At 64.7% G+C, this 25,730-nt stretch carries 25 protein-coding genes and 1 riboswitch; of the genes, 6 read left to right on the forward strand and 19 right to left on the reverse strand.

All coding sequences use genetic code 11. The annotated features are described in order from the left end of the window. Positions 1 to 13: 13 nt before the first annotated feature. The gene (locus tag AC3A4H_RS02435) at positions 14 to 265 is read right to left on the reverse strand and encodes an exodeoxyribonuclease VII small subunit (protein ID WP_348778587.1); all 252 of its coding nucleotides are present in this window, start codon (positions 263 to 265) and stop codon (positions 14 to 16) included. A 3-nt stretch (positions 266 to 268) separates the two neighbouring features. Then, a complete protein-coding gene (locus tag AC3A4H_RS02440; RefSeq protein ID WP_487765264.1) occupies positions 269 to 1,195 on the reverse strand; it encodes a histone deacetylase family protein in 927 nt (308 codons plus the stop codon). 240 nt (positions 1,196 to 1,435) lie between these two features. Next, positions 1,436 to 1,579, forward strand: a riboswitch (cobalamin riboswitch). A 68-nt stretch (positions 1,580 to 1,647) separates the two neighbouring features. Here AC3A4H_RS02440 and bluB point away from each other — a divergent pair. Further along, positions 1,648 to 2,382: a 5,6-dimethylbenzimidazole synthase gene (bluB, locus tag AC3A4H_RS02445; RefSeq protein ID WP_487765265.1), complete on the forward strand. Its 735-nt coding sequence runs from the start codon at positions 1,648 to 1,650 to the stop codon at positions 2,380 to 2,382. Here bluB and AC3A4H_RS02450 read toward each other — a convergent pair. The 3 genes from AC3A4H_RS02450 to aroC all read right to left on the reverse strand — a co-directional run bounded on the left by AC3A4H_RS02450 (position 2,379) and on the right by aroC (position 5,689). After that, positions 2,379 to 3,362, reverse strand: coding sequence for a hypothetical protein (locus AC3A4H_RS02450; RefSeq protein WP_487765266.1), 984 nt, complete (start codon positions 3,360 to 3,362; stop codon positions 2,379 to 2,381). The genes bluB and AC3A4H_RS02450 overlap by 4 nt on opposite strands. An 87-nt stretch (positions 3,363 to 3,449) precedes the next feature. Next, entirely contained in the window at positions 3,450 to 4,550 is a 1,101-nt protein-coding gene (gene ribB, locus AC3A4H_RS02455; protein ID WP_487765267.1) for a 3,4-dihydroxy-2-butanone-4-phosphate synthase, read from the reverse strand. 38 nt (positions 4,551 to 4,588) lie between these two features. Further along, entirely contained in the window at positions 4,589 to 5,689 is a 1,101-nt protein-coding gene (aroC, locus tag AC3A4H_RS02460) for a chorismate synthase (RefSeq protein ID WP_487765268.1), read from the reverse strand. Positions 5,690 to 5,969: 280 nt separating this feature from the next. Between aroC and AC3A4H_RS02465 the strand changes: the two genes are divergently transcribed. Further along, positions 5,970 to 6,218 carry a DUF1344 domain-containing protein gene (locus AC3A4H_RS02465; protein WP_487765269.1) on the forward strand — a complete coding sequence of 83 codons (249 nt, stop codon included), beginning with the start codon at positions 5,970 to 5,972 and terminating at the stop codon, positions 6,216 to 6,218. Positions 6,219 to 6,280: 62 nt separating this feature from the next. Here the strand turns inward: AC3A4H_RS02465 and AC3A4H_RS02470 are convergent, their stop codons facing one another. From AC3A4H_RS02470 to AC3A4H_RS02490, 5 genes are all read right to left on the reverse strand, one after another. Next, entirely contained in the window at positions 6,281 to 6,868 is a 588-nt protein-coding gene (locus tag AC3A4H_RS02470) for a histidine phosphatase family protein (RefSeq protein ID WP_487765270.1), read from the reverse strand. A gap of 33 nt (positions 6,869 to 6,901) precedes the next feature. Further along, positions 6,902 to 7,726, reverse strand: a complete 825-nt coding sequence (fabI, locus tag AC3A4H_RS02475; protein ID WP_348778173.1) for an enoyl-ACP reductase FabI — start codon at positions 7,724 to 7,726, stop codon at positions 6,902 to 6,904. A gap of 126 nt (positions 7,727 to 7,852) precedes the next feature. Continuing rightward, positions 7,853 to 8,779 (reverse strand): DnaJ C-terminal domain-containing protein, encoded by a 927-nt coding sequence (locus tag AC3A4H_RS02480; RefSeq protein WP_348778172.1) that lies wholly within the window; start codon positions 8,777 to 8,779, stop codon positions 7,853 to 7,855. 115 nt (positions 8,780 to 8,894) lie between these two features. Beyond that, the gene (locus AC3A4H_RS02485) at positions 8,895 to 9,326 is read right to left on the reverse strand and encodes an RT0821/Lpp0805 family surface protein (RefSeq protein ID WP_487765271.1); all 432 of its coding nucleotides are present in this window, start codon (positions 9,324 to 9,326) and stop codon (positions 8,895 to 8,897) included. 260 nt (positions 9,327 to 9,586) lie between these two features. Then, the gene (locus tag AC3A4H_RS02490) at positions 9,587 to 10,132 is read right to left on the reverse strand and encodes a hypothetical protein (protein ID WP_487765272.1); all 546 of its coding nucleotides are present in this window, start codon (positions 10,130 to 10,132) and stop codon (positions 9,587 to 9,589) included. A 504-nt stretch (positions 10,133 to 10,636) separates the two neighbouring features. Here AC3A4H_RS02490 and pdxH point away from each other — a divergent pair. Together pdxH and AC3A4H_RS02500 are read left to right on the forward strand one after the other, a co-directional pair. After that, positions 10,637 to 11,242 carry a pyridoxamine 5'-phosphate oxidase gene (gene pdxH, locus AC3A4H_RS02495; protein ID WP_487765273.1) on the forward strand — a complete coding sequence of 202 codons (606 nt, stop codon included), beginning with the start codon at positions 10,637 to 10,639 and terminating at the stop codon, positions 11,240 to 11,242. Between the two features lie 100 nt (positions 11,243 to 11,342). After that, entirely contained in the window at positions 11,343 to 11,810 is a 468-nt protein-coding gene (locus AC3A4H_RS02500) for a BA14K family protein (protein WP_487765274.1), read from the forward strand. A gap of 49 nt (positions 11,811 to 11,859) precedes the next feature. On the opposite strand, the gene AC3A4H_RS02505 is transcribed toward AC3A4H_RS02500, so the two are convergent. Together AC3A4H_RS02505 and AC3A4H_RS02510 are read right to left on the reverse strand one after the other, a co-directional pair. Then, the gene (locus AC3A4H_RS02505) at positions 11,860 to 12,621 is read right to left on the reverse strand and encodes a crotonase/enoyl-CoA hydratase family protein (protein ID WP_487765275.1); all 762 of its coding nucleotides are present in this window, start codon (positions 12,619 to 12,621) and stop codon (positions 11,860 to 11,862) included. Between the two features lie 22 nt (positions 12,622 to 12,643). Beyond that, positions 12,644 to 14,419, reverse strand: coding sequence for an acyl-CoA dehydrogenase family protein (locus AC3A4H_RS02510; protein WP_487765276.1), 1,776 nt, complete (start codon positions 14,417 to 14,419; stop codon positions 12,644 to 12,646). 285 nt (positions 14,420 to 14,704) lie between these two features. Between AC3A4H_RS02510 and AC3A4H_RS02515 the strand changes: the two genes are divergently transcribed. Next, positions 14,705 to 15,910, forward strand: a complete 1,206-nt coding sequence (locus AC3A4H_RS02515; protein ID WP_487765277.1) for a glycoside hydrolase family 25 protein — start codon at positions 14,705 to 14,707, stop codon at positions 15,908 to 15,910. A gap of 15 nt (positions 15,911 to 15,925) precedes the next feature. Here the strand turns inward: AC3A4H_RS02515 and arsC are convergent, their stop codons facing one another. Beyond that, a complete protein-coding gene (arsC, locus tag AC3A4H_RS02520; RefSeq protein ID WP_487765278.1) occupies positions 15,926 to 16,330 on the reverse strand; it encodes an arsenate reductase (glutaredoxin) in 405 nt (134 codons plus the stop codon). Beyond that, positions 16,327 to 17,601 (reverse strand): phosphoribosylamine--glycine ligase, encoded by a 1,275-nt coding sequence (gene purD / locus AC3A4H_RS02525; protein ID WP_487765279.1) that lies wholly within the window; start codon positions 17,599 to 17,601, stop codon positions 16,327 to 16,329. Before purD ends, arsC begins: the two co-directional genes overlap by 4 nt. A gap of 138 nt (positions 17,602 to 17,739) precedes the next feature. Between purD and ubiA the strand changes: the two genes are divergently transcribed. Further along, positions 17,740 to 18,723, forward strand: a complete 984-nt coding sequence (gene ubiA, locus AC3A4H_RS02530; RefSeq protein WP_487765280.1) for a 4-hydroxybenzoate octaprenyltransferase — start codon at positions 17,740 to 17,742, stop codon at positions 18,721 to 18,723. A 297-nt stretch (positions 18,724 to 19,020) separates the two neighbouring features. Here the strand turns inward: ubiA and AC3A4H_RS02535 are convergent, their stop codons facing one another. From AC3A4H_RS02535 to AC3A4H_RS02555, 5 genes are all read right to left on the reverse strand, one after another. Continuing rightward, positions 19,021 to 19,587 carry a DUF6101 family protein gene (locus AC3A4H_RS02535; protein WP_348778162.1) on the reverse strand — a complete coding sequence of 189 codons (567 nt, stop codon included), beginning with the start codon at positions 19,585 to 19,587 and terminating at the stop codon, positions 19,021 to 19,023. 216 nt (positions 19,588 to 19,803) lie between these two features. Beyond that, positions 19,804 to 21,234, reverse strand: a complete 1,431-nt coding sequence (locus tag AC3A4H_RS02540) for an FAD-binding oxidoreductase (RefSeq protein WP_487765281.1) — start codon at positions 21,232 to 21,234, stop codon at positions 19,804 to 19,806. Between the two features lie 5 nt (positions 21,235 to 21,239). Next, on the reverse strand, positions 21,240 to 22,187 hold the full coding sequence (locus AC3A4H_RS02545) for an L-threonylcarbamoyladenylate synthase (RefSeq protein ID WP_487765879.1): 948 nt from the start codon (positions 22,185 to 22,187) through the stop codon (positions 21,240 to 21,242). A 326-nt stretch (positions 22,188 to 22,513) separates the two neighbouring features. Further along, positions 22,514 to 24,736: a glycine--tRNA ligase subunit beta gene (gene glyS / locus AC3A4H_RS02550; protein ID WP_487765282.1), complete on the reverse strand. Its 2,223-nt coding sequence runs from the start codon at positions 24,734 to 24,736 to the stop codon at positions 22,514 to 22,516. Beyond that, on the reverse strand, positions 24,737 to 25,672 hold the full coding sequence (locus tag AC3A4H_RS02555) for a glycine--tRNA ligase subunit alpha (protein ID WP_487765880.1): 936 nt from the start codon (positions 25,670 to 25,672) through the stop codon (positions 24,737 to 24,739). Positions 25,673 to 25,730 lie beyond the last annotated feature (58 nt).

The raw sequence follows: 25,730 nt of genomic DNA on the forward strand, positions 1-25,730 counted from the left end.
GTTCAACGATGCCCTACTCCCCGTCTAGCGGCTCGGCTCCCACCGGCTTGCCGTCGCGCGACAGGCGAATCTTCTCCACCTTGTCCTCGGCCGCCTTCAGCAGCCGGTCGCAATGGGCCTTCAGCGCCTCGCCGCGCTCGTAGATGCGGATCGACTGGTCGAGCGGCACGTCGCCGCGCTCCAGATGGTCGACGATGCTCTCCAGCGCTTCCAGCGCCTGTTCGAAGCTCATCGCCTTGATGTCGTCATTCGGTTCGGCGTCCATCATTCATCCTTTCATCAGGCGCTTCACATGCGCCGCGACCGAAAAAGACAGGCCCTGCAGGTCGTAGCCGCCCTCGAGCAGGCTCACGATGCGGTTGTTCGCATAGCGCGCCGCGCGGTCCATGAGTTGGCCTGTCGCCCAGTCGAAGTCCTCTTCCGTCAGATTGATCTGCGCCAGCGGGTCGCGATGGTGCGCGTCGAAGCCGGCCGAGATGATGATCAGGTCCGGCGCGAAATTGTCGAGCGCCGGCAGCACGCGTGCGCGGAATGCCTCGCGGAACAGGTCGCTGCCGCTCTCCGGCGACAGCGGCGCGTTGACGATGTTGCCCGCGCCGGTCTCGTCCTTGGCGCCGGTGCCGGGATAAAGCGGCATCTGGTGGGTGGAGCAGAACAGCACGCTCGGGTCGTCCCAGAAGATGTCCTGCGTGCCGTTGCCGTGGTGCACGTCCCAGTCGACGATGGCCACGCGCTCGGCGCCATATTGGCGCTGAGCGTAGCGGGCCGCAATCGCCGCATTGTTGAACAGGCAAAAACCCATTGCCGTGGTCTTCTCGGCATGGTGGCCCGGCGGACGCGCCGCCACGAAGACGTTGTCGGCCTTGCCGGTGAATACGTCGTCCACCGCCGCATTGGCCGCGCCGATTGCCGTCAGCGCCGCCTGCCAGCTCTTGGGGCTGACGGTGGTGTCTGCATCGATGCCTGCGAGCCCCTCCTCGGGGATCGCCGCACGGATCCGCTCCACGAAGCTCTCGGGATGGGCAAACAGGATCGTCGCCTCGTCGCCCTCCGGCGCCTCGACGCGCACGAGGTCCGCAAACGCATCGTCCTCCAGCGCCCGCGCGATTGCGCGCAGCCGGTCCGGGCGCTCCGGGTGCCCCGGCGGCGTCAGGTGCTCGAGATAGATCGGGTGCGAATAAAGGCGCGTAGTCATGCCGGGCAGTTTATCAGCAAAGGCGGCCGTCGCCACGCACTACCTGCCGAAGCCTGGGGAAAATTGTCCTTTCTCCAAACTCCGTGTCGCATGGCGAGGATGCATCGCGCCCCGTTCCGCGATAGTGTCGCGCCGCTGCAAGGTGCCTGCCTTAGAGCATGATCCCGAAAAGTTGCAGACTTTTCGGACAAGATCATGCTCCAGAAACTTGGAGCAAGATGGCGTCTCGAGGAGAAGCCATCGCGCTCCAAGGCGGGAGAATCGGGAACGCGGTGCAAATCCGCGGCGTGCCCAACGCTGTAAGGGGGACCGCATCGGTAGATGCCACTGTTCTGCGGAACGGGAAGGCGCCGATGGCGGGACGAACCCGAGCCAGAAGACCGGCCAGGCAGAAATAGTCGTCCGCATGGTCAGGCGGAACGATGCCCAGCCTGTTCGCAAGGGGAAACGCGATGCCGGCAAGCAGCCATCCCACGCCCGAAAACGCCTTCGAGCATGCCGCGCGCGAGGCGGTCTACCGCGCCATCTTCACGCGCCGCGACGTCCGCAGCCATTTTTCGTCCGAGCCGCTGGATGATGCCGTTCTGGCCCGTCTGCTGCTGGCCGCCCATCACGCGCCGTCGGTCGGCTTCATGCAGCCGTGGAATTTTATCGTGATCCGCGACATGGCGCGACGCGAGCGGGTGCGCAACCTGTTCCTCGCCGCCCGCGAGCAGGAACTGCCCGCCATCGCCGCCGAGCGGCAGGCGCTCTACCGCAAGCTGAAGCTCGAAGGCATCTGCGAAAGCGCGCTGAACCTCTGCATCACCTGCGACCGCCGGCGTTCGGAAACCTCGCCGCTCGGCCGCTGGCACAACCCGCAGATGGACCTCTACAGCACCGTCTGTGCCGTCCAAAACCTCTGGCTCGCCGCGCGTGCCGAGGGCGTGGGCATCGGCTGGGTCAGCATCCTCGACGAGCAGGCATTGAAGGGCCTGCTCGGCATGCCCGACCACGTCGCGCCGGTCGCCTATCTATGCGTGGGCCGCGTCTCGCAGTTCGCGCCGAAACCAGACCTTGAGGCAAATGGCTGGGGCAATCGCCTGCCCCTGCCCGAGCTCATCATGAGCGAGGCCTTCGGCCGCCCTGGAGAGGCCTCGCTCAAAGAGACAGTGGTTCGAGAAGAAGCCCGGTCCTGTCGTGCCTAGCCTGGCTGTTCGGCCGGCTGCCAGGCCGACCCGCCGGGCCCGCCCAGCGCCTTGTCCTTCAGCTCGCGGAACTTGCCCGATGCGTCGGCCAGCCGGCGATCCCAGTCGGCGTTTGGCGTCTGCCCCTCAATGGCCTTGAAATAGACCTGCATCAGCGAAGCGATGGCGAAGGGCTCGATCAGCGCGCCCTTCACCGCCCAGGCGAACACGATCGCCAGCACGAAGGCCCAGCCCGCCAGTTGCCCGGGCATCACGTAGAGGATGGCGGCTGCCGGCGTCAGCATCATCAGGAAAATGACGAAGGTCAGGCCCCACATGATGATCGCCAGCCACACCGCATTCTTGACCAGTGTCTTGGCGTTCTGTGCGTAGAGAACGACGCCCTGGCGCGCGGTCTCGTAAGGGCTGTGGCTGTCGATGCGAATGTTGTAGGCGAGAATGATCTCGTCGACATAGGTCAGCGACAGGCGAATGACCGTGTTGATGAACTTCACCAGCCCCTCGAGCCCCGGGATGGGAAGGAAGGACGCTATGCCGCCGATCAGGCCGGTGATGGCGGCGATGGCACCCTTCACCAGTTGGTCGAGAACAAAGAGAATGTTCGCCTCGGCAAATCGCGCCGTCACCACTTCCCGCGCATAAGAGATCTGGCCCTGGCCGCCCGGCACGTCGTGGCCGTCAAGCAGCCGGACCATGACCGCGATGTGGCCGGCCTTGACCATGTAGAGGATGTATTCGCGGATCCAGTAGACGATCAGCGACACCGCGCCGAAACCCAGGATCCCGCCCCACAGCGAAAGGGTCACCGGACCGTCCTCGCCGCCGAAGATGTGGCCTGCGCCGTATCCGACGCCCGCTCCGGCGCCGGTCGCAAGCACATAGGCCGCGGTGATTGCAAAAAACACGATGATGCGAAAGACGATGAAGGGCCATGTCTTCACCATCATCGACAGCGTCTTGCCGATATCGAAGTCCCACATGTAAAAATCCCCCCAGAACAGGCGAATTGAGCATGTCCTGAGGGGAGATATTGTCAAGCGTCTGCCGCACGACAGCGGCGATTCTCGCTAAAGAATTTCTGTCTTGGCGATCTTGATGCCGAAACCTTCGAGGCCGACATAGTGGCGCTCGCGCGAGGCGATCAGGTTGATCGAGGAGATGCCGAGGTCGCGCAGGATCTGCGCACCCAGGCCGATCTCGCGCCACTCGCTCTCGCGCTTGCGGGCTTCGGCGTGGGCTTCCGCCTCGTTGTGCACCGGGCGGTTGCGGTCCTGGTGGGCGACGCCCACAGACCCCTCGCGCAGATAGACGATGACGCCGCGCTGGCGCTCGCCCATCGACTTCATGATCGATTGCAGGTCATGGCCGGTGCCGAACACATCGTCCACCACGTTCTCCGAATGCAGCCTGACCGGCACTTCCTCGCCATCGCGAATGTCGCCGAACACGATCGCCAGGTGGTGCATCACGTCCCAGGGCAGCGTGTAGGTATAGGCCTTGGCCTTGCCGCCGGGCGTTTCGATATCCGAGCACTCCACGCGCTGCACCAGCTTTTCTTGTCGCTGGCGATAGGCGATGAGGTCGGCCACCGACACCTGCTTCAGGCCGTTCGCCTCAGCGAAGGCAGCTACCTGCGGCCCGCGCATGACCGTGCCGTCGTCGTTGACCAGTTCCGAGATGACGCCCACCGGCGGCAGGCCGGCCAGCTTGCACAGGTCTACCGCAGCTTCGGTATGGCCCGAGCGCATCAGCACGCCGCCCTCGCGCGCCACCAGCGGGAAGATGTGACCCGGACGAACGAAATCGGCGGGGCCGGCATTGTCGTTGGCCAGGTTGCGCACGGTCAGCGTGCGGTCGTCGGCCGAGATGCCGGTGGTGGTACCATGCTTGAAGTCGACGCTGACGGTGAAGGCGGTGGTGTGGGCCGAATCGTTTTCGGCCACCATCGGCGCCAGGTTCAGCCGCCGGGCGTCCTCGCGCGTCATCGGCGTGCAGACGATGCCGGAAGTGTGGCGCACGATGAAGGCCATCTTCTCGGCGGTGCAGTGCACGGCCGCGACGATCAGGTCGCCCTCGTTCTCGCGTCCGTCGTCATCCATCACGACGACGATTTCGCCACGTTCGAAGGCCCGCAGCGCCTCGACGACTTTCTTCTGGTCGTAGCCCATCTTGTCCGGAGTCCGTTCAGTTGCTCACATGAATACAATCACACCCGGCCGGTCTGGCCGCGATGCCGCAGGTAGTGATCGGCGATGGCGCAGGCAACCATGGCCTCGCCGATCGGTACGGCGCGTATGCCCACGCAAGGGTCGTGGCGGCCCTTGGTCATCACGTCGACGTCCTTGCCGTCGACATCGATGGACTTGCGCGGCGTCAGGATCGACGACGTCGGCTTGACGGCAAAGCGCGCCACGATTTCCTGCCCCGTCGAGATGCCGCCAAGTATACCCCCGGCGTGGTTTGACAGGAACACCGGCTTGCCATCGTTGCCTATGCGGATCTCGTCGGCATTCTCTTCGCCAGTGATGCGCGCGGCCTCGAAGCCATTGCCGATCTCCACCCCCTTCACCGCATTGATAGACATGAGGTTCGAGGCGATGTCCTGGTCGAGCTTGGCATAGACCGGCGCGCCGAGCCCGGCGGGCACGCCCTCGGCCACGATCTCGATGATGGCGCCCACCGAGGAGCCGGCCTTGCGGATGCCGTCGAGATATTCGGCGAATACCGGCACCGAATCCGGGTCGGGCGTGAAGAACGGGTTTTCCGCATCCTCGACGAAATTCCAGTTCCAGCGGCTGCGGTCGATGTCCTTCACGCCGATAGAGACCAGCGCACCGCGCACCACCATGCCCGGCACCACCTTGCGCGCCAGCGCGCCGGCAGCCACGCGCGCAGCGGTCTCGCGAGCGGAAGAACGCCCGCCGCCGCGATGGTCGCGCAGGCCGTATTTGACGTGATAGGTGTAGTCGGCATGGCCCGGCCGGTATTGCCGCGCGATCTCGCCATAGTCCTTGGAGCGCTGGTCGACGTTTTCGATCATCATCGATACCGGCGTGCCGGTGGTGATCATCGTCTCGCCGTCCTCGTCCAGCACGAAGCCCGACAGCACCTGCACCTCGTCGGGCTCGCGGCGCTGGGTCACGAACCGCGATTTGCCTGGGCGGCGCCGGTCGAGTTCGGCCTGGATTTCGGCGCGCGTGAAGCGAATTCCGGGCGGGCAGCCATCGACCACGCAGCCCAAGGCCGCGCCGTGGCTTTCGCCCCAGGTGGTGACACGGAACAGATGTCCGAAAGTGTTGTGCGACATGATACTCAGCCCTGCCCGGCCTCGCCGGCTCTGCGGTGCGTTCTATTGGCGTTTTCGGCACGGGTCAAACCATGATCCGACCTGTTGCCCAGTTGTCTCGTGCGAGCCGAACGGCGGCTAGTGCCCGGTTTTCCCGTGATTTCGGCAACATCTTGAAAACATAAAGTGAAACTGCCGCGTTCTAGTTTTGACACATTCCCCGTGTTAGTGGTTTCTACCCGTTCGCAATCGCGAGCCGTCGCCCGTCGACGCCAAGGATAAACAAAAACGAGGATGGACCATGCGTAGCCTGATCGGCGCTCTTGCCGCTGTCGTGATGATTTCCAGCGCCGCCTTCGCCGCCGAGGCGGAAGGCAAGATCAAGGTGATCGACCGCGAAAAGCTGACCATCACGCTCGACAACGGCAAGTCCTACAAGCTGCCCGGCGAATTCGACGTCGATGCGCTTGAGGAAGGCATGGATGTCCTGCTCGCCTACGATCAGGTCAACGGCGTCAACATGATCACCGACATGCAGTTGCCGGAATAGCATTTCCGGCGCAGCGGCCGCCGCCAAAAAGCTCCTGTCGCCTGCGCACAAGCGCCCAAACTTCAGAGCCAGTCCAGACTGCCGTTTTCAAACCGCAGCACACGGTCCTGCGGAATTTCCAGCGCCGCCGCCAGATGGGTTGGTATCGACTGCACCAGCCGGAAGATGACCCGCAGCACGCCGCCATGGGTCACGCAAACCGTGGGGTGCTTCAGTTCCTCAAACCAGGGCCTTATCCGGCCGAGCAGCATCTCATAGCTCTCGGCGTCCTCGCCCGGCGGTACGAAGCTCCATTTGTCGCGCGAACGCTCCTCCTTGCAGCCAGGGTAGCGTTCTTCGAGCTCCGGGAAGGTAAAGCCCTGCCAGTCGCCAAAATTCACCTCCACCAGCCGCGGGTCGGTGCGATAGCCGTGTGAGGCAAGCCCCATGGCCGCGCGTGCACGCTCCATGGTTTCGCGCGTGCGCCGCATCGGGCTGGCGACGAAATCGAATTCGTGCGGCTCGGCAATCAGTTCGGCCAGGCGCCGACCATTACGGACGGCCTGGGCGCGGCCGACCTCAGTAATGTCAGTGTCGGCCTGCCCCTGCAGGCGCTCTTCGGCATTCCAGGCCGTCTGGCCGTGGCGCACGAAATAGACAAGCGGAAACATGACGCCCCGCACGCCTCCCGAAAGCTGCGGACGTCAGTCCTTGATGGTGGAAATGTCCGGGGCGTCGACGGCCTTCATGCCGACGACGTGGTAGCCCGAATCGACGTGGTGCACCTCGCCGGTCACGCCCCGCGACAGGTCGGACAGGAAGTAGAGGCCGGAATCGCCCACTTCCTCCGGGGTCACGGTGCGCTTCAGCGGCGCGTTGTACTCGTTCCACTTCAGGATGTAGCGGAAGTCGCCGATGCCGGAAGCCGCCAGCGTCTTGATCGGGCCGGCCGAAATCGCATTGACCCGGATGCCCTTGCCGCCGAGGTCGACGGCCAGGTAGCGCACGCTGGCCTCGAGTGCGGCCTTGGCCACGCCCATGACGTTGTAGTGCGGCATCACCTTCTCTGCGCCGTAATAGGTCAGCGTCAGCAGCGAGCCGCCATCGGTCATAAGCGCCTCGGCGCGCTTGGCAATGGTGGTGAAGGAATAGACCGAGATGTCCATCGTGCGCAGGAAGTTGTCGCGCGAGGTCTCGACGTAACGTCCGTCCAGTTCCTCCTTGTCGGAGAAGGCGATGGCGTGGACCACGAAGTCCAGCTTGCCCCACTTCTTGGCGACGCCCTCGAAGACGGCGTCCAGGCTCTCCGGATCGGTCACATCGCAGTGGCCAGCCAAATGGGCGCGCTCGCCCAGTTCGGCAACCAGCGGCTCGACGCGCTTCCGGAAGGCCTCGCCCTGATAGGTCAGCGCCAGTTCGGCGCCCTGATCGGCGCAGGCCTTGGCAATCCCCCAGGCAATCGACCGGTTGTTGGCCACGCCAAGGATAAGGCCGCGCTTTCCGGCCATCAGGCCCTGTCCAACCGCCATGTGATCCACTCTCCGCATTCTCTACAACCAGGAACAGCCCCTATCGCACAGCCACAAGGCGCCTTCAAGCGCCCTGCGCATGTAAGTCATCGACCGAACGGAGCGAAAACCGCGAGCTAAAGCGCTTTAAATGCTCTGGCGCTTCTTCATAAGCGCTTCCAGTTCGGCATCGCCGCCTTCCGGCAGCATGACGCGGACATGGACATAGAGATCGGCGTGACCGCCGGTCTTCTGGGTAAGGCCGCGCCCTCTGAGGCGCAGCATCTTGTCGGAACTGGACCATGCCGGCACGGTCACCGCCAGCCGTCCGGTCGGCGTTTCGACCGCAAGCTTGGCGCCCAGCACCGCGTCGCGCAGCGGCACTGGAAGGTCGACATGCAGGTCGCGCCCCTCCACGCGGTAGCGCGGGTGCTTCTTGAAGCGTATCTTCACCAGCGCATCGCCCGGGCCGCCGATGCCAGGCTCGCCCTGGCCCTTGAGCCGGATGGTCTGGCCGTCCTCGACATAATGCGGCAGCTTGACCGCAAGCTTGCGGCCGTCGGGAAACAGCGCCGCGACCTTCTCAGCCCCCGCCACCTCCTCGATGCTGACGTCGAGCGTGGCATTGAGATCGGCGCCGGGAGGTGCCCGGTGCGCGGTGCCGCCCGCGCCGCGCTGCGAGAAAGCCTGGCCGAACAGTTCGCTGAAAATGTCGCTGTCGCTGTCGAACGGGCTGCCGCCATGGCCGCCGCTGCGGAACTCGAAACGCGAACCGCCCGGCCCCTGGCTCTGGCGCCGAAAGCCCGCAAAGGGGTCGCCGCCCGGTTGGCCCTCAAAACCGTGGAATTTCGGCTTGCCCTCGGCATCGATCTCGCCGCGGTCGTAGGCCCCGCGGCTCTTTTCGTCGCCGAGAATTTCATATGCCTGGTTGGCGGCGGCAAAACGGTCCTTCGCCTTGGGATCATTCGGATTCTGGTCCGGATGATGCTTCTTGGCGAGTTTCCGGTACGCCGACTTTATCTCCTTGGCTGACGCGTTCTTGGAAACGCCCAGCACTTCATAGGGATCACGCATGCCTTCTGCCTGCCGGAATAAAAATGAATTGGAACTTGCTCACTATATGCTCCTCGCTAGGAACAAATTCCAGAGGTGGTGAAGCGCAGTCTTCGCTCTGCGAGCGCTTGCGCGCTCAGGAAGCCGGCTGGAAGTTCATCATGCGCCAGGCGCCTGAGCCGGCCATGCATGCCTCGCCATGATAGAGCCCGACGCCGTCATAGCTCTCGCGCGATGTGGTGAATTTCCGGCACAGCGCGCCATTGTCGCGGCTTTCCACCAGGCGGGTGATGGCCCCGCGCGAGCCAGTGTCGGCATTGGCCCAGGCCAGGGCGCCGCCGCTCAGCCCTTCCATGTCGGCCGCGGAAACGGCGTTGCGGATGGTGGTTTCGTCCGAAATCTGTTCGGCATCGGCCGCCTGCGCGGCCGGAGAGACCGTGCCGGTCACCAGCGTGCGGTCCACCTCCGCCTTCTCCAGGCTGAAGCCGCCAGCCGCACAGGCGCAAAGCGGGAGAACGGCCGCCAGCGTCATCGCTTTCAGGCAACCAGACCAGGCACGTACCGACACACCACCTCTCAATTCTTGCACACCGCGTGACAGTGGCTTTTCGCGACCGTCGCATCGATCGGAAAATATGCCGGGACCGCATTAACAAGCGGTTTACCTGATTTGCAACGAAAGCAACACTTTGGAAAAACGGGCGTTTACCAGCCAGCGGCCGCCGACAAGAGGCCAATGAGAAGGCCCGCCCCGAAGGCCGGGGCGGGCCCTGGCGCAGCGATTGCCTGGGGTCGCTGTGCCAGCAGGAAGGAATGGCTCAAAAAGCCTCAGTCGTCATTGCCCCCTTGACCATGACCATGCCCATGCTTGTGCTTGCGGTGATGGTCCTTGTCGCCATGGTGGTGTTTGCCGTGGTCCTTATCCCCGTGGTGGTGGTTGCCTGACGTCCCATTGTTATTGCCGTTGTTGTTCCCGTTGTTCGAACCGGTGTTATGGTTGCCGTTGTTGTTGCCATTGTTCGAACCGGCATTGTGATTGCCGTTGTTGTTGCCATTGCCCGAACCGGTGTTGTTGTTTCCGTTTCCGTTACCGTTGTTCGAACCCGTGTTGTTGTTCCCGTTTCCGTTGCCGTTGTTCGACCCCTTATTGTTGTTACCGTTATTATTGCCGTTATTAGAGCCGGTATTGTTGTTTCCGTTGTTGTTTCCGTTGTTCGAACCGGTGTTGTTGTTACCGTTGTTATTGCCGTTGTTCGAGCCAGTGTTGTTATTGCCATTGTTGTTGCCATTGTCCGACCCCCCTGTGGAGGGGCCGGCCGCCGCAAAAGCCGTCATGGCGAGCACTGCCGTTGCGGCGATAAGCAGCTTTTTCATTTTGAATTCCTTTCGTGGACATGACCATTGGCACGGATGCCTCAAACGTCAGGCAATCAACTCGGCTTCACGAGGGCTTGACGCGGCGTAGCATCTTGAAAGCAGCCGCGTTGCAGGACAAATCAGGTTAAATACTTATGGGCGACAGGAAGATTTCATTGCTTCGGCGCGGTGTTAACGCCGTCAATTCGGGACAATTTTAATAAAAACGTTCCGATTGTTCGGGCTCAACTTCGTCTTTTTGCTGACGTGGCGGCGGGCAATTCAGCACGAGAGAAGGAATGTTCTCCCGGCGCCCGCCGGCGGAAAATCCTGACAGGGCGCGGCAAACCCGCATGTACCGCATGGGGCGCAGCCGCCTCCGGTGGCGGGTGTCGTCAACCGCACTTGCAGTAGAGCCCCTGGAAAAGGTAACCAAGACATGGCGACGCGGCTGAAGCCCTCGACTTTCGGCCCCGATCCTGGAAACGCAATGGAACCCCAACCCGGCGAATTGATCGAAAAATGATTGAAGCAAGCGGCGACTTTACCGAGAGTTCAGAACCGTTCCGGCTGTTTGCGACGTGGCTTGACGATGCAACGAACAGCGAGCCAAACGACCCCAACGGCGTTGCGCTGGCAACCGTCGACCCCGAAGGCATGCCGGACGTGCGGATGGTGCTGCTCAAGGGCTTCGACGAGAAAGGCTTCGTCTTCTACACCAATTTCGAAAGCGCCAAGGGCCGCGAGCTCCTTTCCACCATGAAGGCGGCCATGTGCTTCCACTGGAAGTCGCTGCGCCGTCAGGTTCGGGTGCGCGGGCCGGTCGAAATCGTCAGCAACGAGGAAGCCGACGCCTATTTCGCCTCGCGCCCGCGCGGCAGCCGCATCGGCGCCTGGGCCTCAAAGCAGTCGCGTCAGCTGGAGAGCCGCTTCGCGCTCGAAAAGGCGGTGGCGGAATACACCGCCCGCTATGCCATCGGCGAGATACCGCGCCCGGCCCACTGGTCCGGCTTCCGCCTCGTGCCGCAGACGATAGAGTTCTGGCACGATCGCCCCTTCCGCCTGCACGACCGCATCGTCTTCACGCGCACCGCGGATGGCTGGGAAAAGTCCCGCCTCTATCCCTGATCCCGTTCATTACCAAGATTTAATGAATTCATTCAGTTACGGTTCATAGTCGAGCGGCCAAACTTACGGGCGGGGTTTGGAAAGACTGAATGAGGAACCGATGAAGAAGATTTTATCGACCGTTTGCGCGGCAGCCATGGGGCTGACCGCGATCGTTTCCACCATGACGCCCGCAGGTGCTGCGCCGGTGCTGTTTCCCAAGCTCGAAGCCGGCACTTCCGACGTCCAGCAGGTGCGTGACGGCCCCGGCCGCTTCTATCGCCGCGGGAACAACTATTACTACAACGGCCATCGCGGCTACCGGCACCATCGGCCCGGCTGGCGTCAGTATGATGGCTGGTGGTTCCCGCCTGCAGCTTTCGTAGCCGGTGCGATCATCGGCGGCGCCATCGCCAGCCAGCCGGCACCCGTCTATCGCGAGCCCGCGCCTGTCTATCGTCAGCCGCGCTACGGCGATGCACATGTAGAGTGGTGCTACGATCGCTATCGTTCGTACCGGGCCTACGACAACACGTTCCAGCCCAACAACGGCCCGCGCAAGCAGTGCGTGTCGCCTTACTATCGCTGATGCGATCCTGACTTCTCAGGCGTACCTGAATGGCCCCGCTTCGGCGGGGTCATTTCTTTCGGCTCATGAAGGCCATGAAGGCCTGCCTGGCCTCGTCCGATTTCAAGCGCTCGCGAAAATGCTCGCCCTCTTCGCGGATGCGGGCGACCACCGTCTCGCGCGGCGCGCGCATCAGGTCGCGCGCGATCTTCAGCGCCTGCGGCGGCTTGGCCGCCACCGCCTCGGCAGCGCTCAGCACGGCCGCTTCCAACGTGTCCTCAGGCACCACGTCGTAGATCAACCCTGCCGCCTTGGCGCGCTCGGCCGAAAGCCCCTCGCCGAGCCCCAGCATGGCGAAGGCCTGCTGCCGGCCGAGGATTGCCGGCACGAGAAGGCTCGAACCTGCCTCCGGCACCAGACCCAGATCCACGAAGGGGGTCTTGAACACGGTGCGGGGCGTGGCAAAGGTCAGGTCGCAGTGCAGGTTCAGCGTCGTGCCGATCCCCACGGCGATGCCGTCCACGCCCGAAAGCAGCGGCCTTTCCGACTGCGCCAGCGCCAGTAGGAATTCCCACACTTCCCCGCCACCTTCGCCGCCCGTGGCAATCGCCATGAAGTCGGCCAGGTCGTTGCCGGCCGAAAAGGCACCCGGCACGCCGAAGAACACATGTGCGCGGATTTCCGGGTCGGCATCGCCCGAGCGCAACGCGTCCGCCATCGCCGCATACATGGCGCGCGTGATTGCGTTCTTCTTGTCCGGGCGGTTCATGCGGATCGTCTGCACCGCCCCGCGCCGCTCGATGATGATGTGGCCGTCAGCCAGGCTCGCCATGGCTATCCTCCCCTTGTTTCACTCAAGCCGAGATCAGGCTCTTGCCTGCAGTGGCAAGGCTTTCCGCGCCCTCCAGCACACGCTGCTTCAGCGCGCGCGTCTCGCCGGCCAGGTTCTCGGCAAAGAAGCGGCAAAGCGCCTGGCGCTCTCCGTCCTCGCCCGCAAGAGCCGCCTGCGCCAGATAGGCGCCGCCGGCCGCCAGCCCGAACAGCCTGAGATAAGGCGTGGCGCCAGACAGTGCTTCTTCCATGCGCCCCTCGCCCAGCGTCTTCTGCAGGTGTCGCGTCGCCTCGGAAAGGTTTTCCAGCGCGGCCTCCAGTTCCTTGGCGGTGCGGCCGAAGCTCGGCAGGTTCGACGCACGGACCCCGCCGACGACCTCGCCAAGCTCGGCGATATAGCCGTGCACATGCTCGCCGCCGCCTTGCGGCAGCTTGCGCGTCACCAGATCGATCGCCTGGATACCGTTGGTGCCCTCATAGATCGGGGCGATGCGCGCATCGCGCAGCAGTGCGGCCGCTCCCGTCTCCTCGATGAAGCCCATGCCGCCATGCACCTGCACGCCCAGCGAGGCGACATCGACGCCGACATCGGTGGAGAACGCCTTGGCAATTGGCGTGAGCAGGTTGGCCCGCTCCTGCCAGAACTGGGCGCCGTCACCGCCGGAGCGGGCGCGGTCGGTGGCATGCGCGCAGGAATAGCAGATGGCGCGGGCAGCCTGCGTCAGCGCCTTCATGGTCAGCAGATTGCGCTGCACGTCGGGATGGAAGACGATCGGCGCCATGCCCTCGCCTTCATAGTCGGCCGCCTTGCCCTGCCGACGCTCATTGGCATAAGCCAGCGCCTTCTGGAACGCGGCTTCCGCCACCGCCACGCCCTGGATGCCGACGGCGAGGCGGGCATTGTTCATCATGGTGAACATGCAGGCCAGCCCGCGGTTCTCCTCGCCGATCAGCCAGCCGACAGCGCCCGGTTCGCGGTCCTTGGCAAAGCCGTCGCCGAAGATCATGGTGCAGGTGGGCGAGGCGTGGATGCCAAGCTTGTGCTCCAGCCCCGAGCAGAACACGTCGTTGCGCGCACCCAGCGACCCGTCCTCGTTGACCAGGAATTTCGGCACAAGGAACAGCGATATGCCGCGCGTTCCGGCCGGCGCGTCGGGCAGCCTTGCCAGCACCAGATGCACGATGTTGTCGGTAAAATCGTGCTCGCCATAGGTAATGAAAATCTTCTGGCCGAAGATGCGGTAGGTGCCGTCGCCGGCCCTTTCCGCGCGCGTGCGCAGTGCGGCGAGGTCCGATCCGGCCTGCGGCTCGGTCAGGTTCATCGTGCCCATCCACTCGCCCGAGACGAGCTTTTCCAGATAGGTGCGCTTGAGTTCCTCGGAGGCGTGCTTGTCCAGCGCCTCCACCGCGCCCATGGTCAGCGTCGGGCCGATGCCGAAGGCCATGGAGGCGGAGTTCCACATCTCCTGAGCGGCCACGCCCAGCATCGCCGGCAGCCCTTGCCCGCCGAACTCCTCCGGCGCCTGCAGCGCGTTCCAGCCGCCTTCGGTCCAGCGCTTGTAAAGCTCCTTCCAGCCGGGCGGCGTGGTGACGGCCGCATCCTTCAGCACCGCACCGTGCCGGTCGCCGATCTCGCGCAGCGGCGCCACCTCCTCTGATGCGAAGCGCCCGGCCTCCTGCACGATCGCATCGGCCAGGTCCTCGCTCAGATCGCCCAGAACCCCCGCCTCGATCGCCTCCTTCAGTCCGGCCACGTTCTTCAGCGTGAAAGAGATTTCCTCGACAGGTGCGCGATACATTTGGCCGATCCTTCTGATCAGATATGTCAGTCCGCAGATTATGCGGAAACCCGCCAGCAGCGCTACTACTTTTGACGTAAACGTCAACTTTTGATGCGCAAGTTGCGCCCAATCGCGGGCTCCCGTAATTTAGCCCCAAAGGGATAGTTGGAAATGCTCGCCAGACCCGAAACCCGCCATTGCGTGAAATGCGGCCTGCGGGCGCATCGTTAGCCGGCCTGGATTGCAGTATTCGTTAACCATGAGCGTCGCACAGGATCGGCGCTTCACCCGGGAACTCCTGCCTTGAACTCGACCGCCCTACGCCATCTTCGCTGCGCGCTTCTGGCTGTGCTCGTCGCGCTCCCCTGGGCGCCGGCGGCAGCCTCCGATTTTTCCGAACCGTGGAAGAAGCCCGATCGCGCGCTGGTTGTCGATGCTTACGAATACAACGCCATCGACTGGGAAGAACTCGTCACCGACAAGCGCGTGGTCGGCTTCATCGGCAAGGCGTCTGATGGGCTGCCGCCGCCCTATTCCTGCACCGGCAATGAAACCGAGGTGAGGCTGTGCAAGGCGCTGTGGAAGCGCCACGCGGTCGCGCGCGAACTCTACCAGACCCGCCGCTCGATCGCCCGCGCGCTCGGGCTGAAATGGGGCGCCTATCACCTCGCCCGGCCCGGCAACCCGATCGACCAGGCCAACAATTTCATCGATTTCGCCGAGCCCGGCCCGGACGACCTGCTGGCAATCGACATCGAGGACAACGATCCGGAGAAGTGGATGTCGCTGGAAGACGCCGAGGAATTCGCGCGGCATGTCCAGCGCCGCGTCGGCCGTTTCCCGGTGCTCTACACCAATGGCAGCACCGCCCGGCATATCGCCGACAATCGCGACAAATATCCGCTGCTGTCGCGGCTTCCGCTCTGGTACGCGCGCTACAAGCCGGAAATCGGCATCCATTTCCCGAAAGGCAACTGGCAGACCTACACGCTCTGGCAATTCGCCGCTCAGGCCAATTGCAACTCGAAACGCTGCCCATATCGCGTGCCCGGAACGCCGATCGACATCGACGTCAACGTCGCCTCGATGAGCACCGACGAGTTGCGCAAGGCCTGGCCCTTCGGCTCCCTTGTCGACGTGCCGGTGGAACTGATCGCCAGCGTGCCGGTTCCGATCAGCCGCGAGAGCGCGCTCGCCGGCGAAGTCACGCTTGCCTACGCCTCCGTCGAACTGGCGGCGCCGCTCGCGGCGCTGGAAAACGCGCTCCACGCTAAAGGCCAGCCTGAGCCCGAACAGCCGGAAGAACCGCCCGCCCCCATCGCGGCAGTTGAACCGGTTACGGCCGATCTGATCACGATCCCGGAGGCAAGCCTGTTCCGCCGCATCGGCGTCTATTTCGCCTCGCTGAGGCAGACAGTGGTTGCATGGGCTTTGGGCCAGCAGGAACTTCCGGCCGGTATCGACCCGACGATGACGGGAGCCACCCCTTCGAAGGTGGACCGGCCATAGTCCGCGCTTGCAGCCTCAGCCCCTGCGCACCACTTCGCCGTCTTCTTTTGTGAAGGTGCCTATGTCCGGATTGGGCAGCACGTCCAGCACCCTTTCGGAAGGCCGCGCCAGCACCGCCCCCTTTTCCGAGACCACGACCGGCCGCTCTATCAGGATAGGATGCGCAAGCATGAAGTCGATCAGTTCGTCGTCGCTCCATTTCGGATCGTCGAGGCCCAACTCGTCATACGGCGTGCCCTTGCGGCGCAGCAGGTCGCGCGGCTTCATCTGCATCAGGCCGAGCAGTTCCACCAGCCGCTCCCGCGAAGGCGGAGTCTTCAGATATTCGATCACCTCCGGCTCCTCGCCGGAAGCGCGGATCATCGCCAGAGTGTTGCGCGAGGTGCCGCATTTCGGATTGTGGTAGATCGTGACCGTCATTTCGCCTGCTCCCGTTCAACGGCGCGCCAGCCGATGTCGCGCCGGCAGAAACCTTCCGGCCAGTCGATGACATCCACTGCCTGATAGGCCTTGCGTTGCGCCTCGGTCACGGTCCCGCCCGTTGCCGTGACGCTCAGCACGCGACCGCCGGCAGCGACGATCTCGCCATCCTCCTCGGCCGTACCGGCATGGAAGATCTCCACGCCCTCGGGGGCCTTGTCGAGGCCGCGGATGATCGTCCCCTTCATCGGCGTGCCCGGATAGCCCCTGGCCGCCATCACCACCGTCAGCGCCGCCTCGTCGTACCAGCGCGCAGACATGTGCGAGAGCTGCCCGTCGGCCACCGCGCTCAGGAGCACCAGCAGGTCGTCCTTCAGGCGCATCATCAGCACTTGGCATTCGGGGTCGCCAAAGCGGACATTGTATTCGATGAGCTGGGGGCCCTTGTCGTTGATCATCAGGCCAGCAAACAGCACGCCCGAAAACGGCATGCCCATCTCGGCCATGCCGCGCATGGTCGGCTCGATGATCTCGCGCATGGTGCGCTCGATCAGTTCCGGCGTCATCACGGGCGCCGGCGAATAGGCGCCCATGCCGCCGGTGTTCGGGCCGGTGTCGCCCTCGCCCACGCGCTTGTGGTCCTGCGCGGTGCCGAAGGGCAGCGCCGTCTTGCCGTCGCACAGGCAGAAGAAGCTAGCCTCCTCGCCTGTCAAAAACTCCTCGACCACCACTTCCGCGCCGGCGCTGCCAAAACCGCCGTCGAAGCAGGCGTCGATGGCCTCGAAAGCCTCGTCGTTTGTCATCGCCACGGTCACGCCCTTGCCGGCGGCAAGCCCATCGGCCTTGACCACGATCGGCGCGCCCATCTTTTCCACATAGGCCCTCGCGTCGGCGGCGTTGCCGAAGCGCTCATAGGCGGCGGTGGGGATGCCGTATTTGCGGCAGAGGTCCTTGGTGAAACCCTTCGAGCCTTCCAGTTGCGCCGCCTTGGCCGAGGGGCCGAACACGCGGATGCCGGCGGCCCTCAGGTCGTCGCCGAGGCCAGCAACGAGCGGCGCCTCCGGTCCGACCACCACGAGGTCTATGGCCTTCTCCTTGCAGAAGGCGGCCACGGCCGCATGGTCGCCCACGTCCAGCGCCACGATCTCGGCCTCATTGGCGATGCCCGGGTTGCCCGGCGCTGCATACAGCTTCGTCAGCATGGGCGAGGCCGCGATCTTCCAGGCCAGCGCGTGCTCGCGGCCGCCCGAACCAATCAGAAGGACATTCATGCCGTCGTGCTCCGTGCCTGTGTTCGTCCGTTGCGGCTTCCGGTATGGCGCGCAGGCGGCGTGGTCAACCGTCAACGCCCTTTATCAAGGATAAATCATCTTCTTGACGCCCGCTTCCGCGCCTGCCACGTGAAGCGCATGGAAAATATTCAGTCGAGAGGGGCGCAAGGCCGCGTTGCCGATGCGCCGAGCGGTCATTGGGTCTACCGGGTTCTGCCGCGCTGGGCATGGCCCTATGCGCAGCTTGCGCGCTGGGACCGGCCCATCGGTTGGATCCTGCTTTTGTGGCCCTGCTGGTGGTCCACGGCGCTGGCCGCCGTTGCCTATGGGCGGCCGGAAGACCCGCTGCTCACTCTCCTGCCCAACCCCTGGTATCTGGTGCTGTTTATGGTCGGGGCAATCGCCATGCGCGGCGCCGGCTGCACCTACAACGATCTCGTCGACGAGAAGATCGACGCCGAGGTCGAGCGCACGCGCTCGCGGCCGCTTCCGTCCGGCCAGGTCAGCCGCGGCAAAGCCTGGCGCTTCCTGCTCCTGCAGGCGTTGGTCGGGCTTCTGGTGCTGCTGCAGTTCAACGGCTTCGCGATCCTGCTCGGCTTTTGCTCGCTCGGCGTCGTGGCGATCTACCCCTTCATGAAGAGAATCACCGACTGGCCGCAATTCGTCCTCGGCCTCGCCTTTTCCTGGGGCGCGCTGATGGGCTGGGCGGCCGAGTTCTCCGACCTCGATGCCCCGGCGGTTCTTCTCTACATCGGCTCGATCATGTGGGTGATCGGCTACGACACGATCTATGCCCACCAGGACAAGGAAGACGACGCGCTGGTGGGCGTGCGCTCCACCGCGCGCCTGTTCGGCGAGAACACCAAGCTGTGGCTGACCGGGCTCTATGGCGGCGCGCTGATCTGCTTTGCGCTGGCGTTTGCGGCGGCGGAAGCGCCGATGCCGGCTCTCGCCGGCCTGTTGGCCGCCGGCGCGCACATGGCGCGCCAGATCCGCGTGCTCGACATCGACGACCCCGACCAGTGCCTAAAGCTGTTCAAGTCCAACACGATGGTCGGCTGGCTGATCTTCCTCGGCCTGATCGGCGGCGGGCTGTGGATTTCGCTGAAGCCGTTGGTTTAGCACCCGGCTCCCATCCGCTCCCCCGCCTAGAGTCAGGGCGATCGCGTATGCCCCGGCCTACCCCCACTCCGCCTCGCTTCGCTCGGCACCTCTCCCCCTCAAAAGGGGAGAGGAAGGGCGCCAAGCTTGCGGAAGACGCTTCCCCTCCCCCGTCGAGCGGGGGGTCCGAAGGACGGGCGAGACCCGTGGCTCGCCCCGGAATGGTGGTTTGCGGAGCAAACCGGAGTGGGGGTCCATTGCCATGTCGTGGAGAGGTGGCGAGGCGAAGCCGAGACGGAGAGGGGGATTATCTGAACCCTACTGCCGGGCGATGATTTCCTCGCCATTGACCACAAGCCGCAGACCGAGATTGCCGGTCTTGCGGCGGGCCTGGAAGCGCGAGCGGCGCGCCATGGTCGGGCGGCCCTTGCGGCGTTCCTGCGGCGGCATGGTCTTGATTGCGGCGCCCAGCGACTCTTCCAGCGTGCGGGCCACGCCGTCGGCCTCGATCAGCAGCATCGGGAGGCGATAGGCTTCGGCCCAGGCGCGCCAGTCGGCGGCCACGTCTTCCAGATTGTCGGCCACCAGCAGCGGCACCGACAGTTGCGGGTCGTTGTGAAGCAGTTCGAGCGTCACCGTGACGTTGAGCAGGTCGTCCTCTATCGCCCTCGCGGCCACGCCGCGGAAGGCTCTTGCCGGCAGCACCACGGTGGCCGGCAGGCCGCTCCGCCGCAGGATGCGCCGCACCGTCGCGCCACGCTGGTCGATGGTGAAGCTCACGTCGCCGAATTCGTCGGACGTGGCGAAGCTGGTCATCTGGGGCAAGCGGAAAGGGTCGAGACGCATGGTGCGTCCCGCCCAGACTGGCTTCAGTCCGGTGCTCATTATTTGTGCCTTCTTCCTGTTACTCCTGAGAGCCGGTGTTCCGGTCTCTCCGAACCGGTTTTCCCGGTCTCGTTATGGGAAGGACAGTAGCGCGGGGTTGTTACCGCCCCGCTTAAGAAAGTCGGTTAAATTTTGCTGATCTACCAGATGGTTATCGGAATCCGACCGGCTACAAGATGTTGTAAACCTGTCTGAAGAAGGGGTGAAGAAAGCTCCTCAGATCACCTTGCCCGGATTCATGATCCCCGCCGGATCGAACGCCTTCTTCACGCGGCGCATCAGGTCGATGGCGATCGGCTGGGTGGTAGCGATCAGTTCCTCGCGTTTCATCTGGCCGATGCCGTGCTCGGCCGAGATTGAGCCGTTCATCTCGCGCACGATGTCGTGCACTGCCTTGTTCATGACCGGGTAGAGATCGAGGAATGCTTGGGTATCACCCCCCGCCGGCTGCGAGATGTTGTAGTGCAGGTTGCCGTCGCCCATGTGGCCGAAGCAGGCGATGCGCGCCTCGGCACAGATCGCCGCCACCGCCTTGCCCGCCTGCTCGATGAAGGCCGGGACGGACGCCACCGGCACCGAAATGTCGTGCTTGATAGAGCCGCCTTCCGGGCGCTGCGCTTCAGAAAGGCCCTCACGCAGCCGCCAGAAGGCGGCCGCCTGTGCAAGGCTGGCGGCGATCACCGCGTCGCCCACCACGCCAGCCTCGAAGCCGGCGGTCAGCACCTCTTCCATTGTCTCGCGCGCATCCTCGGCCGAGCGGCCGGACGAGATTTCCATCAGCACGTGCCACGGCCACTCGCTTTCCAGCGGCCGCTGCGCGTCTGGAATGTGGCGCAGGCCGAAGCCCAGCACCATGTCGGAGATGAGCTCGAAGGCGGTCAACCCGCTGCCGGCCTGCTCGCTGGCGCGGCCGAACAGCTCCAGCGCGGCTTCCGGCGAGGAAAGGCCCACCCAGGCCACCTCCCTGCCCTTCGGCTTCGGAAACAGTTTTAGGACCGCAGCGGTGATGACGCCGAGCGTGCCTTCGGCCCCAACGAACAGGTCCTTAAGATCGTAGCCGGTGTTGTCCTTCTTCAGCTTGCGCAGGTCGTCGAACACCTCGCCGGTGGGCAGCACCACCTCCACGCCCAGGCACAGTTCGCGCGCATTGCCATAGGCCAGCACGCCGGTACCGCCGGCATTGGAAGACAAGTTGCCGCCGACCTCACACGAGCCCTGCGAGCCGAGCGAAAGCGGAAACAGCCGCCCCGCGGCATCGGCCGCCTCCTGTAGCTTTTCCAGGATCACCCCGGCCTCGGCGATCACCGTGTTGGACTGGGTGTCGATCTCGCGGATCCTGTTGAGCCGCGACAGCGACAGCACCACCTGCGTGCCCGAGTGGTCCGGCATCTGCGCGCCCACCAGCCCGGTATTGCCGCCCTGCGGCACGATTGGCGTGCGCGTTTCGGTAGCAAGCTGCATGATGCGGCTTACCTCATCGACGCTGCCCGGCCGCAGCACCAGCGGCGAGACGCCCCCGAAGCGGCCGCGCGGCTCGGTGAGGTAAGGCGCGATGTCGGCGGCCTCGCGCAGCGCGTGGCGCTCGCCGACGATGGCCGCGAAGCGGTCAAGCAAGGCGGGATCGAGAGGCGACGAATGCTTTGTCATGGCAGCTACTTGGGTTCGAAATCTAGACTGTCGCGCGGGGCGGCGGCGCGCGAAAGCCGGTCGTTGATCGCCTCGCCCAGCCCCTCATGCGGCACCGGCTCCACCGCGATGATCTTGGCGCCCGAACGGTCCAGCGCCTGCATGTATGTAAACAGATTGGCGGCCGCCTCGCGCAGGCTGCCAGCCTCGGAAAGGTTCAAAAAAGCCACCGCCCCCTCCGCTCCGTCCGCGCGCTTGGGCCCGAAACCCAGCAGCGCCTCGCCCGGCTCGACGGCGGAAGCATTCAGCCGCATCGCCGCCCCCGGCGCATAGTGCGACAGCATCATGCCCGGCGCCTCGATGCCCGCATCGTTGTTGCGCAGCAGTTTTGTCCCCGCCACCGCCTCGATCTCCTCGGCCGGGACGCCACCGGGCCGCAGCAGGCGCAAGGCCCCATTCTCGACCTTGACGATGGTCGATTCCACCCCCACCTGGGTCGGCCCGCCATCCACCACCAGCTTGATGCGCCTGCCCAGATCGGCGTCGACCGCCTCGGCCGTGGTGCCGCTTATCTTGCCGGAGGAATTGGCGCTGGGTGCGGCCAGCGGCCGGCCGAACGCGGCGATGAGCTCGGAGCCAAAACCCTTCGGCATGCGCAGCGCAATCGTGCCCAGCCCGGCCGTCACCAAGGGGTGCAGGCCGCTGTCGGCGCGGTGCGGCAGCACCAGTGTCAGCGGCCCCGGCCAGAAGGCCTCGGCCAGCCGGCGCGACATCGGGTCGAATTCGGCGATCGTCTCGGCCATCGCCATGGAGGCGACATGCGCGATCAGCGGGTTGAAGCGCGGCCGGCCCTTGGCCTCGAAGATGCGCGCAACGGCCTCGCCATTGGTGGCGTCGCCCGCCAGCCCGTAGACGGTCTCGGTGGGTATGGCCACGAGTTCGCCGGCCGCCAGAAGCGCCAGCGCCCGCTCCATTGCCTTGCTGCCCTCGAGGATTTCGGCCACGTGCGACGATCTCTATGTTGAACTCCGCCTGCCTATAGCGGGCGGCCGGCCGCGACAAGAGCCGCGGTGCGTTTTCCGGCAATCGCTAAAACGCCGCGCTTTGCTTCCCCTCCCACCCGCCACTTCGTGGCGACCTTCCCATCGAGGGGGGAGGTAAGGCGCGCTACCCCCACCCCGTCGTCCTCGGGCCGCAGCACGAGCGAAGCGAAGGGCGGAGGTTCCGGGGACCCAAGCCTCGGACTCGCCACCGGCAGTCCGAGGCAGGTTCGGCGTCGATACGCCGAACCCGGATTGCGTCAGCCCGCGATCTTCGAAAAATCCGCAACCTCGCCGGTGGCGGCGCGGATGCGCGACAAGAGGGCGAGGCGGTTGGCGCGCACGTCGAGGTTCTCGTCGTTGACCAGCACGTCGTCGAAGAAGGAATCGACCGGCGCACGCAGCGCGCTCAGCGCCCGCATGGCGGCCGAAAAATCCTCGTTCTGGATCGCCTGCGCCGCGTCCTTCTCGGCTTGATTGATCGCCGCGAACAGCGCCTGCTCCTCGTCCTCGCGGAACAGCGAAGCATCGACGGCTTCCGCGATGCGCGTGCCCTTCTTCTCTTCCGCCGCGAGAATGTTGGCCGCGCGCTTGGTGCCGGCCAGCAGGTTCCTGCCGTCCTCGGTGTCGAGGAAGGTGCCCAGCGCCTCGACACGGCGCACGACCATCAACAGGTCGTCGTTGGAAGCCGTCCCGCCGCCCGCCGCCAACACGGCGTCGATGAGATCATAGCGGGCGCCCTGGTCGCGCAGATAGACTTTCAGGCGGTCGTGGAAGAAGGAAAGAAGGTCCGTGAAAAGCGCTTCCTGCTTTTCCGCGCCCGCAAGCGGCGAGTAGCCATTCATGGCAGCATTGCCGGCCTGGCCGAACTGAAGCCTCACCGCGTTTTCGATCAGCATGCGGATCACGCCCAGCGCCGCTCTGCGCAGTGCATAGGGGTCCTTGGAGCCCGTGGGCTTTTCGTCGATGGCCCAGAAACCCACCAGCGTGTCGAGCTTGTCTGCCAGCGCCACGGCCACCGAAACCGGGTCGGTCGGCACGCGGTCGGACGGACCCTGCGGCTTGTAGTGCTCCTCGATGGCTGCCGCCACCGAAGCATGTTCGCCCTGCAGCAGAGCATACTTATGGCCCATGGCGCCCTGAAGTTCGGGGAACTCACCGACCACCTCGGTCTGCAGGTCGGCCTTGGCCAGAACCGCGGCGCGCTCGGCAAGGTCGGGATCGCCGCCGACGATGAGCGCGATCTCGCGCGCCAGCTTGCGGATGCGGTCCACGCGCTCGCCTTGCGTGCCCAGCTTGGCATGGAAGGTCACGTTGAGATGGTCGAGCCGCGCCATGCGCTGGTCCAGCGGCTTCTTCATGTCGAGGCCGAACTTTTCGGCCGAAGCCGCCAGCTCGCCAAGGTCAGGCAGATCGTGCTGGTCGGTTTTCCAGAAATAGAACGCGTCGGAAAGGCGCGCGCGCACCACCTTGCCATTGCCGTGGGCGATCTCCTTGCCGCCGTCCGTCGCCTCGATATTGGATATCAGGATGAAGCGGTTGGAAAGGCCTTCGGCCTCGCCATGCGGGCGCGTGACGAAGCACTTCTGGTTGGCGCGGATGGTCAGCCGGATCACTTCGGCCGGGATTGCCAAAAAGTCCTGCTCGAACTCGCCCATCAGCACAACCGGCCATTCGACGAGGCCCGAAACCTCTTCCAGCAGGGCCTCGTCCTCGACCAAGTCGAGGCCGCTGGCAAAGGCCAGGTTCTTGGCGTCGGAAAGGATGATCTGCTTGCGACGGTCGGCGTCGAGCACCACCTTGGCGCCCTCGAGCTTGTGGACATAATCCTCGAAGCGGCGCACCGTGATGGCGCCCGGCGCATGGAAGCGATGGCCGTAGGTGACATTGCCGGCGCGAATGCCGTCAATCTCGAAATCCACCACCTTGGGCTCCTCGGTCTCGGGCCCGAAGGTGCAGACGATAGACTGCAGCGGGCGCACCCAGCGCAGCGTGTCGCCGCCACGGCCTTCCGTGCCGTTATACCTCCGCCCCTTCGGCCCGGAGGCCGCGCCCCAGCGCATCGACTTCGGCCAGGGGAAGGCGCGGATCACGGCCGGCATCAGCTCGGCGATGATCTCTTCCGCTGCCCGGCCCGGCTTCGAGATATGGGCGACGTAGAAATCGCCCTTCTTCGGGTCGGTATGCACATGCGCCTGGGAAATATCGGTCAGCCCGGCCGAGCGCAGGAAGCCATCGATGGCCTGCTGCGGCGCCTTGGTGCTGGGGCCCTTCTTTTCCTCGTGCACGTCCTTCGAGCGCGGCGTCAGGCCGCGAATGTCCAGCGTCAGCCGGCGCGGCGTCCAATATTCGCGCGCTGCCTCATAGGTCAGGCCCGCTTCCACCAGGCCGTCGGTGACCATCTTCCTCAGGTCGCCGGCAGCCTTGCGCTGCATGCGGGCGGGGATTTCCTCGGAGCGCAGTTCAAGCAGAAGATCGGGCATTTATGCAGCCTCGCCGGTCATCGCGAAGCCGCCGGCCTCGGTTTGAAGGAACGCTTCCCCGCACTGGCGCGAAAGGTTGCGCACGCGCAGGATGTAGCTCTGCCGCTCGGTGACCGAGATCACGCCGCGCGCATCGAGCAGGTTGAAGACATGGCTGGCCTTGATGCACTGGTCATAGGCCGGGAACACCAGCTTGTGCAGCTGGACATTCGCATCAGGAGCCGGCGCACCGGCTTTCAGCAGTGCCTCGCATTCGGCCTCGGCTTCCTCGAAGTGCCTCAGCAGCACGGCCGTGTTGGCATGCTCGAAATTGTAGCGGGAATATTCCTGCTCGGCCTGCAGGAAGACCTCGCCATAGGTGACCTTTTCGTCGCCCTCGCGGCCGTTGAAGTTGAGGTCGTAGACATTGTCCACGCCCTGCACATACATGGCCAGCCGCTCAAGCCCGTAGGTCAGTTCGCCGGCCACAGGCGAGCATTCGATGCCGCACACCTGCTGGAAATAGGTGAACTGCGACACTTCCATGCCGTCGCACCAGCATTCCCAACCCAGGCCCCAGGCGCCCAGCGTCGGGCTTTCCCAGTCGTCCTCCACGAAGCGGATGTCGTGCACAAGCGGATCGATGCCGATCGCCTTCAGCGAACCGAGATAAAGCTCCTGCAGGTCGGGCGGACTCGGCTTGAGGATAACCTGGTACTGGTAGTAGTGCTGCAGGCGGTTCGGGTTCTCGCCATAGCGGCCGTCCTTGGGGCGGCGCGAGGGCTGCACATAGGCCGCGTTCCAGGCCTTGGGGCCCAGCGCGCGCAGCGTCGTGGCCGGGTGGAACGTACCGGCGCCGACCTCCATGTCGTAGGGCTGCAGGATGACGCAACCGTATTTCGCCCAGTAGTCGTGCAGGGTCAGGATCAGCCCCTGGAACGAGCGGCTGGGGTGCATATGGGCAGGTAAGTTGGCGGTCACGGGAAAGCCTCAAAAAGACGGGCCGAAAGACGGC

This window comes from Pseudaminobacter sp. Soil_N_29, assembly GCF_057656055.1.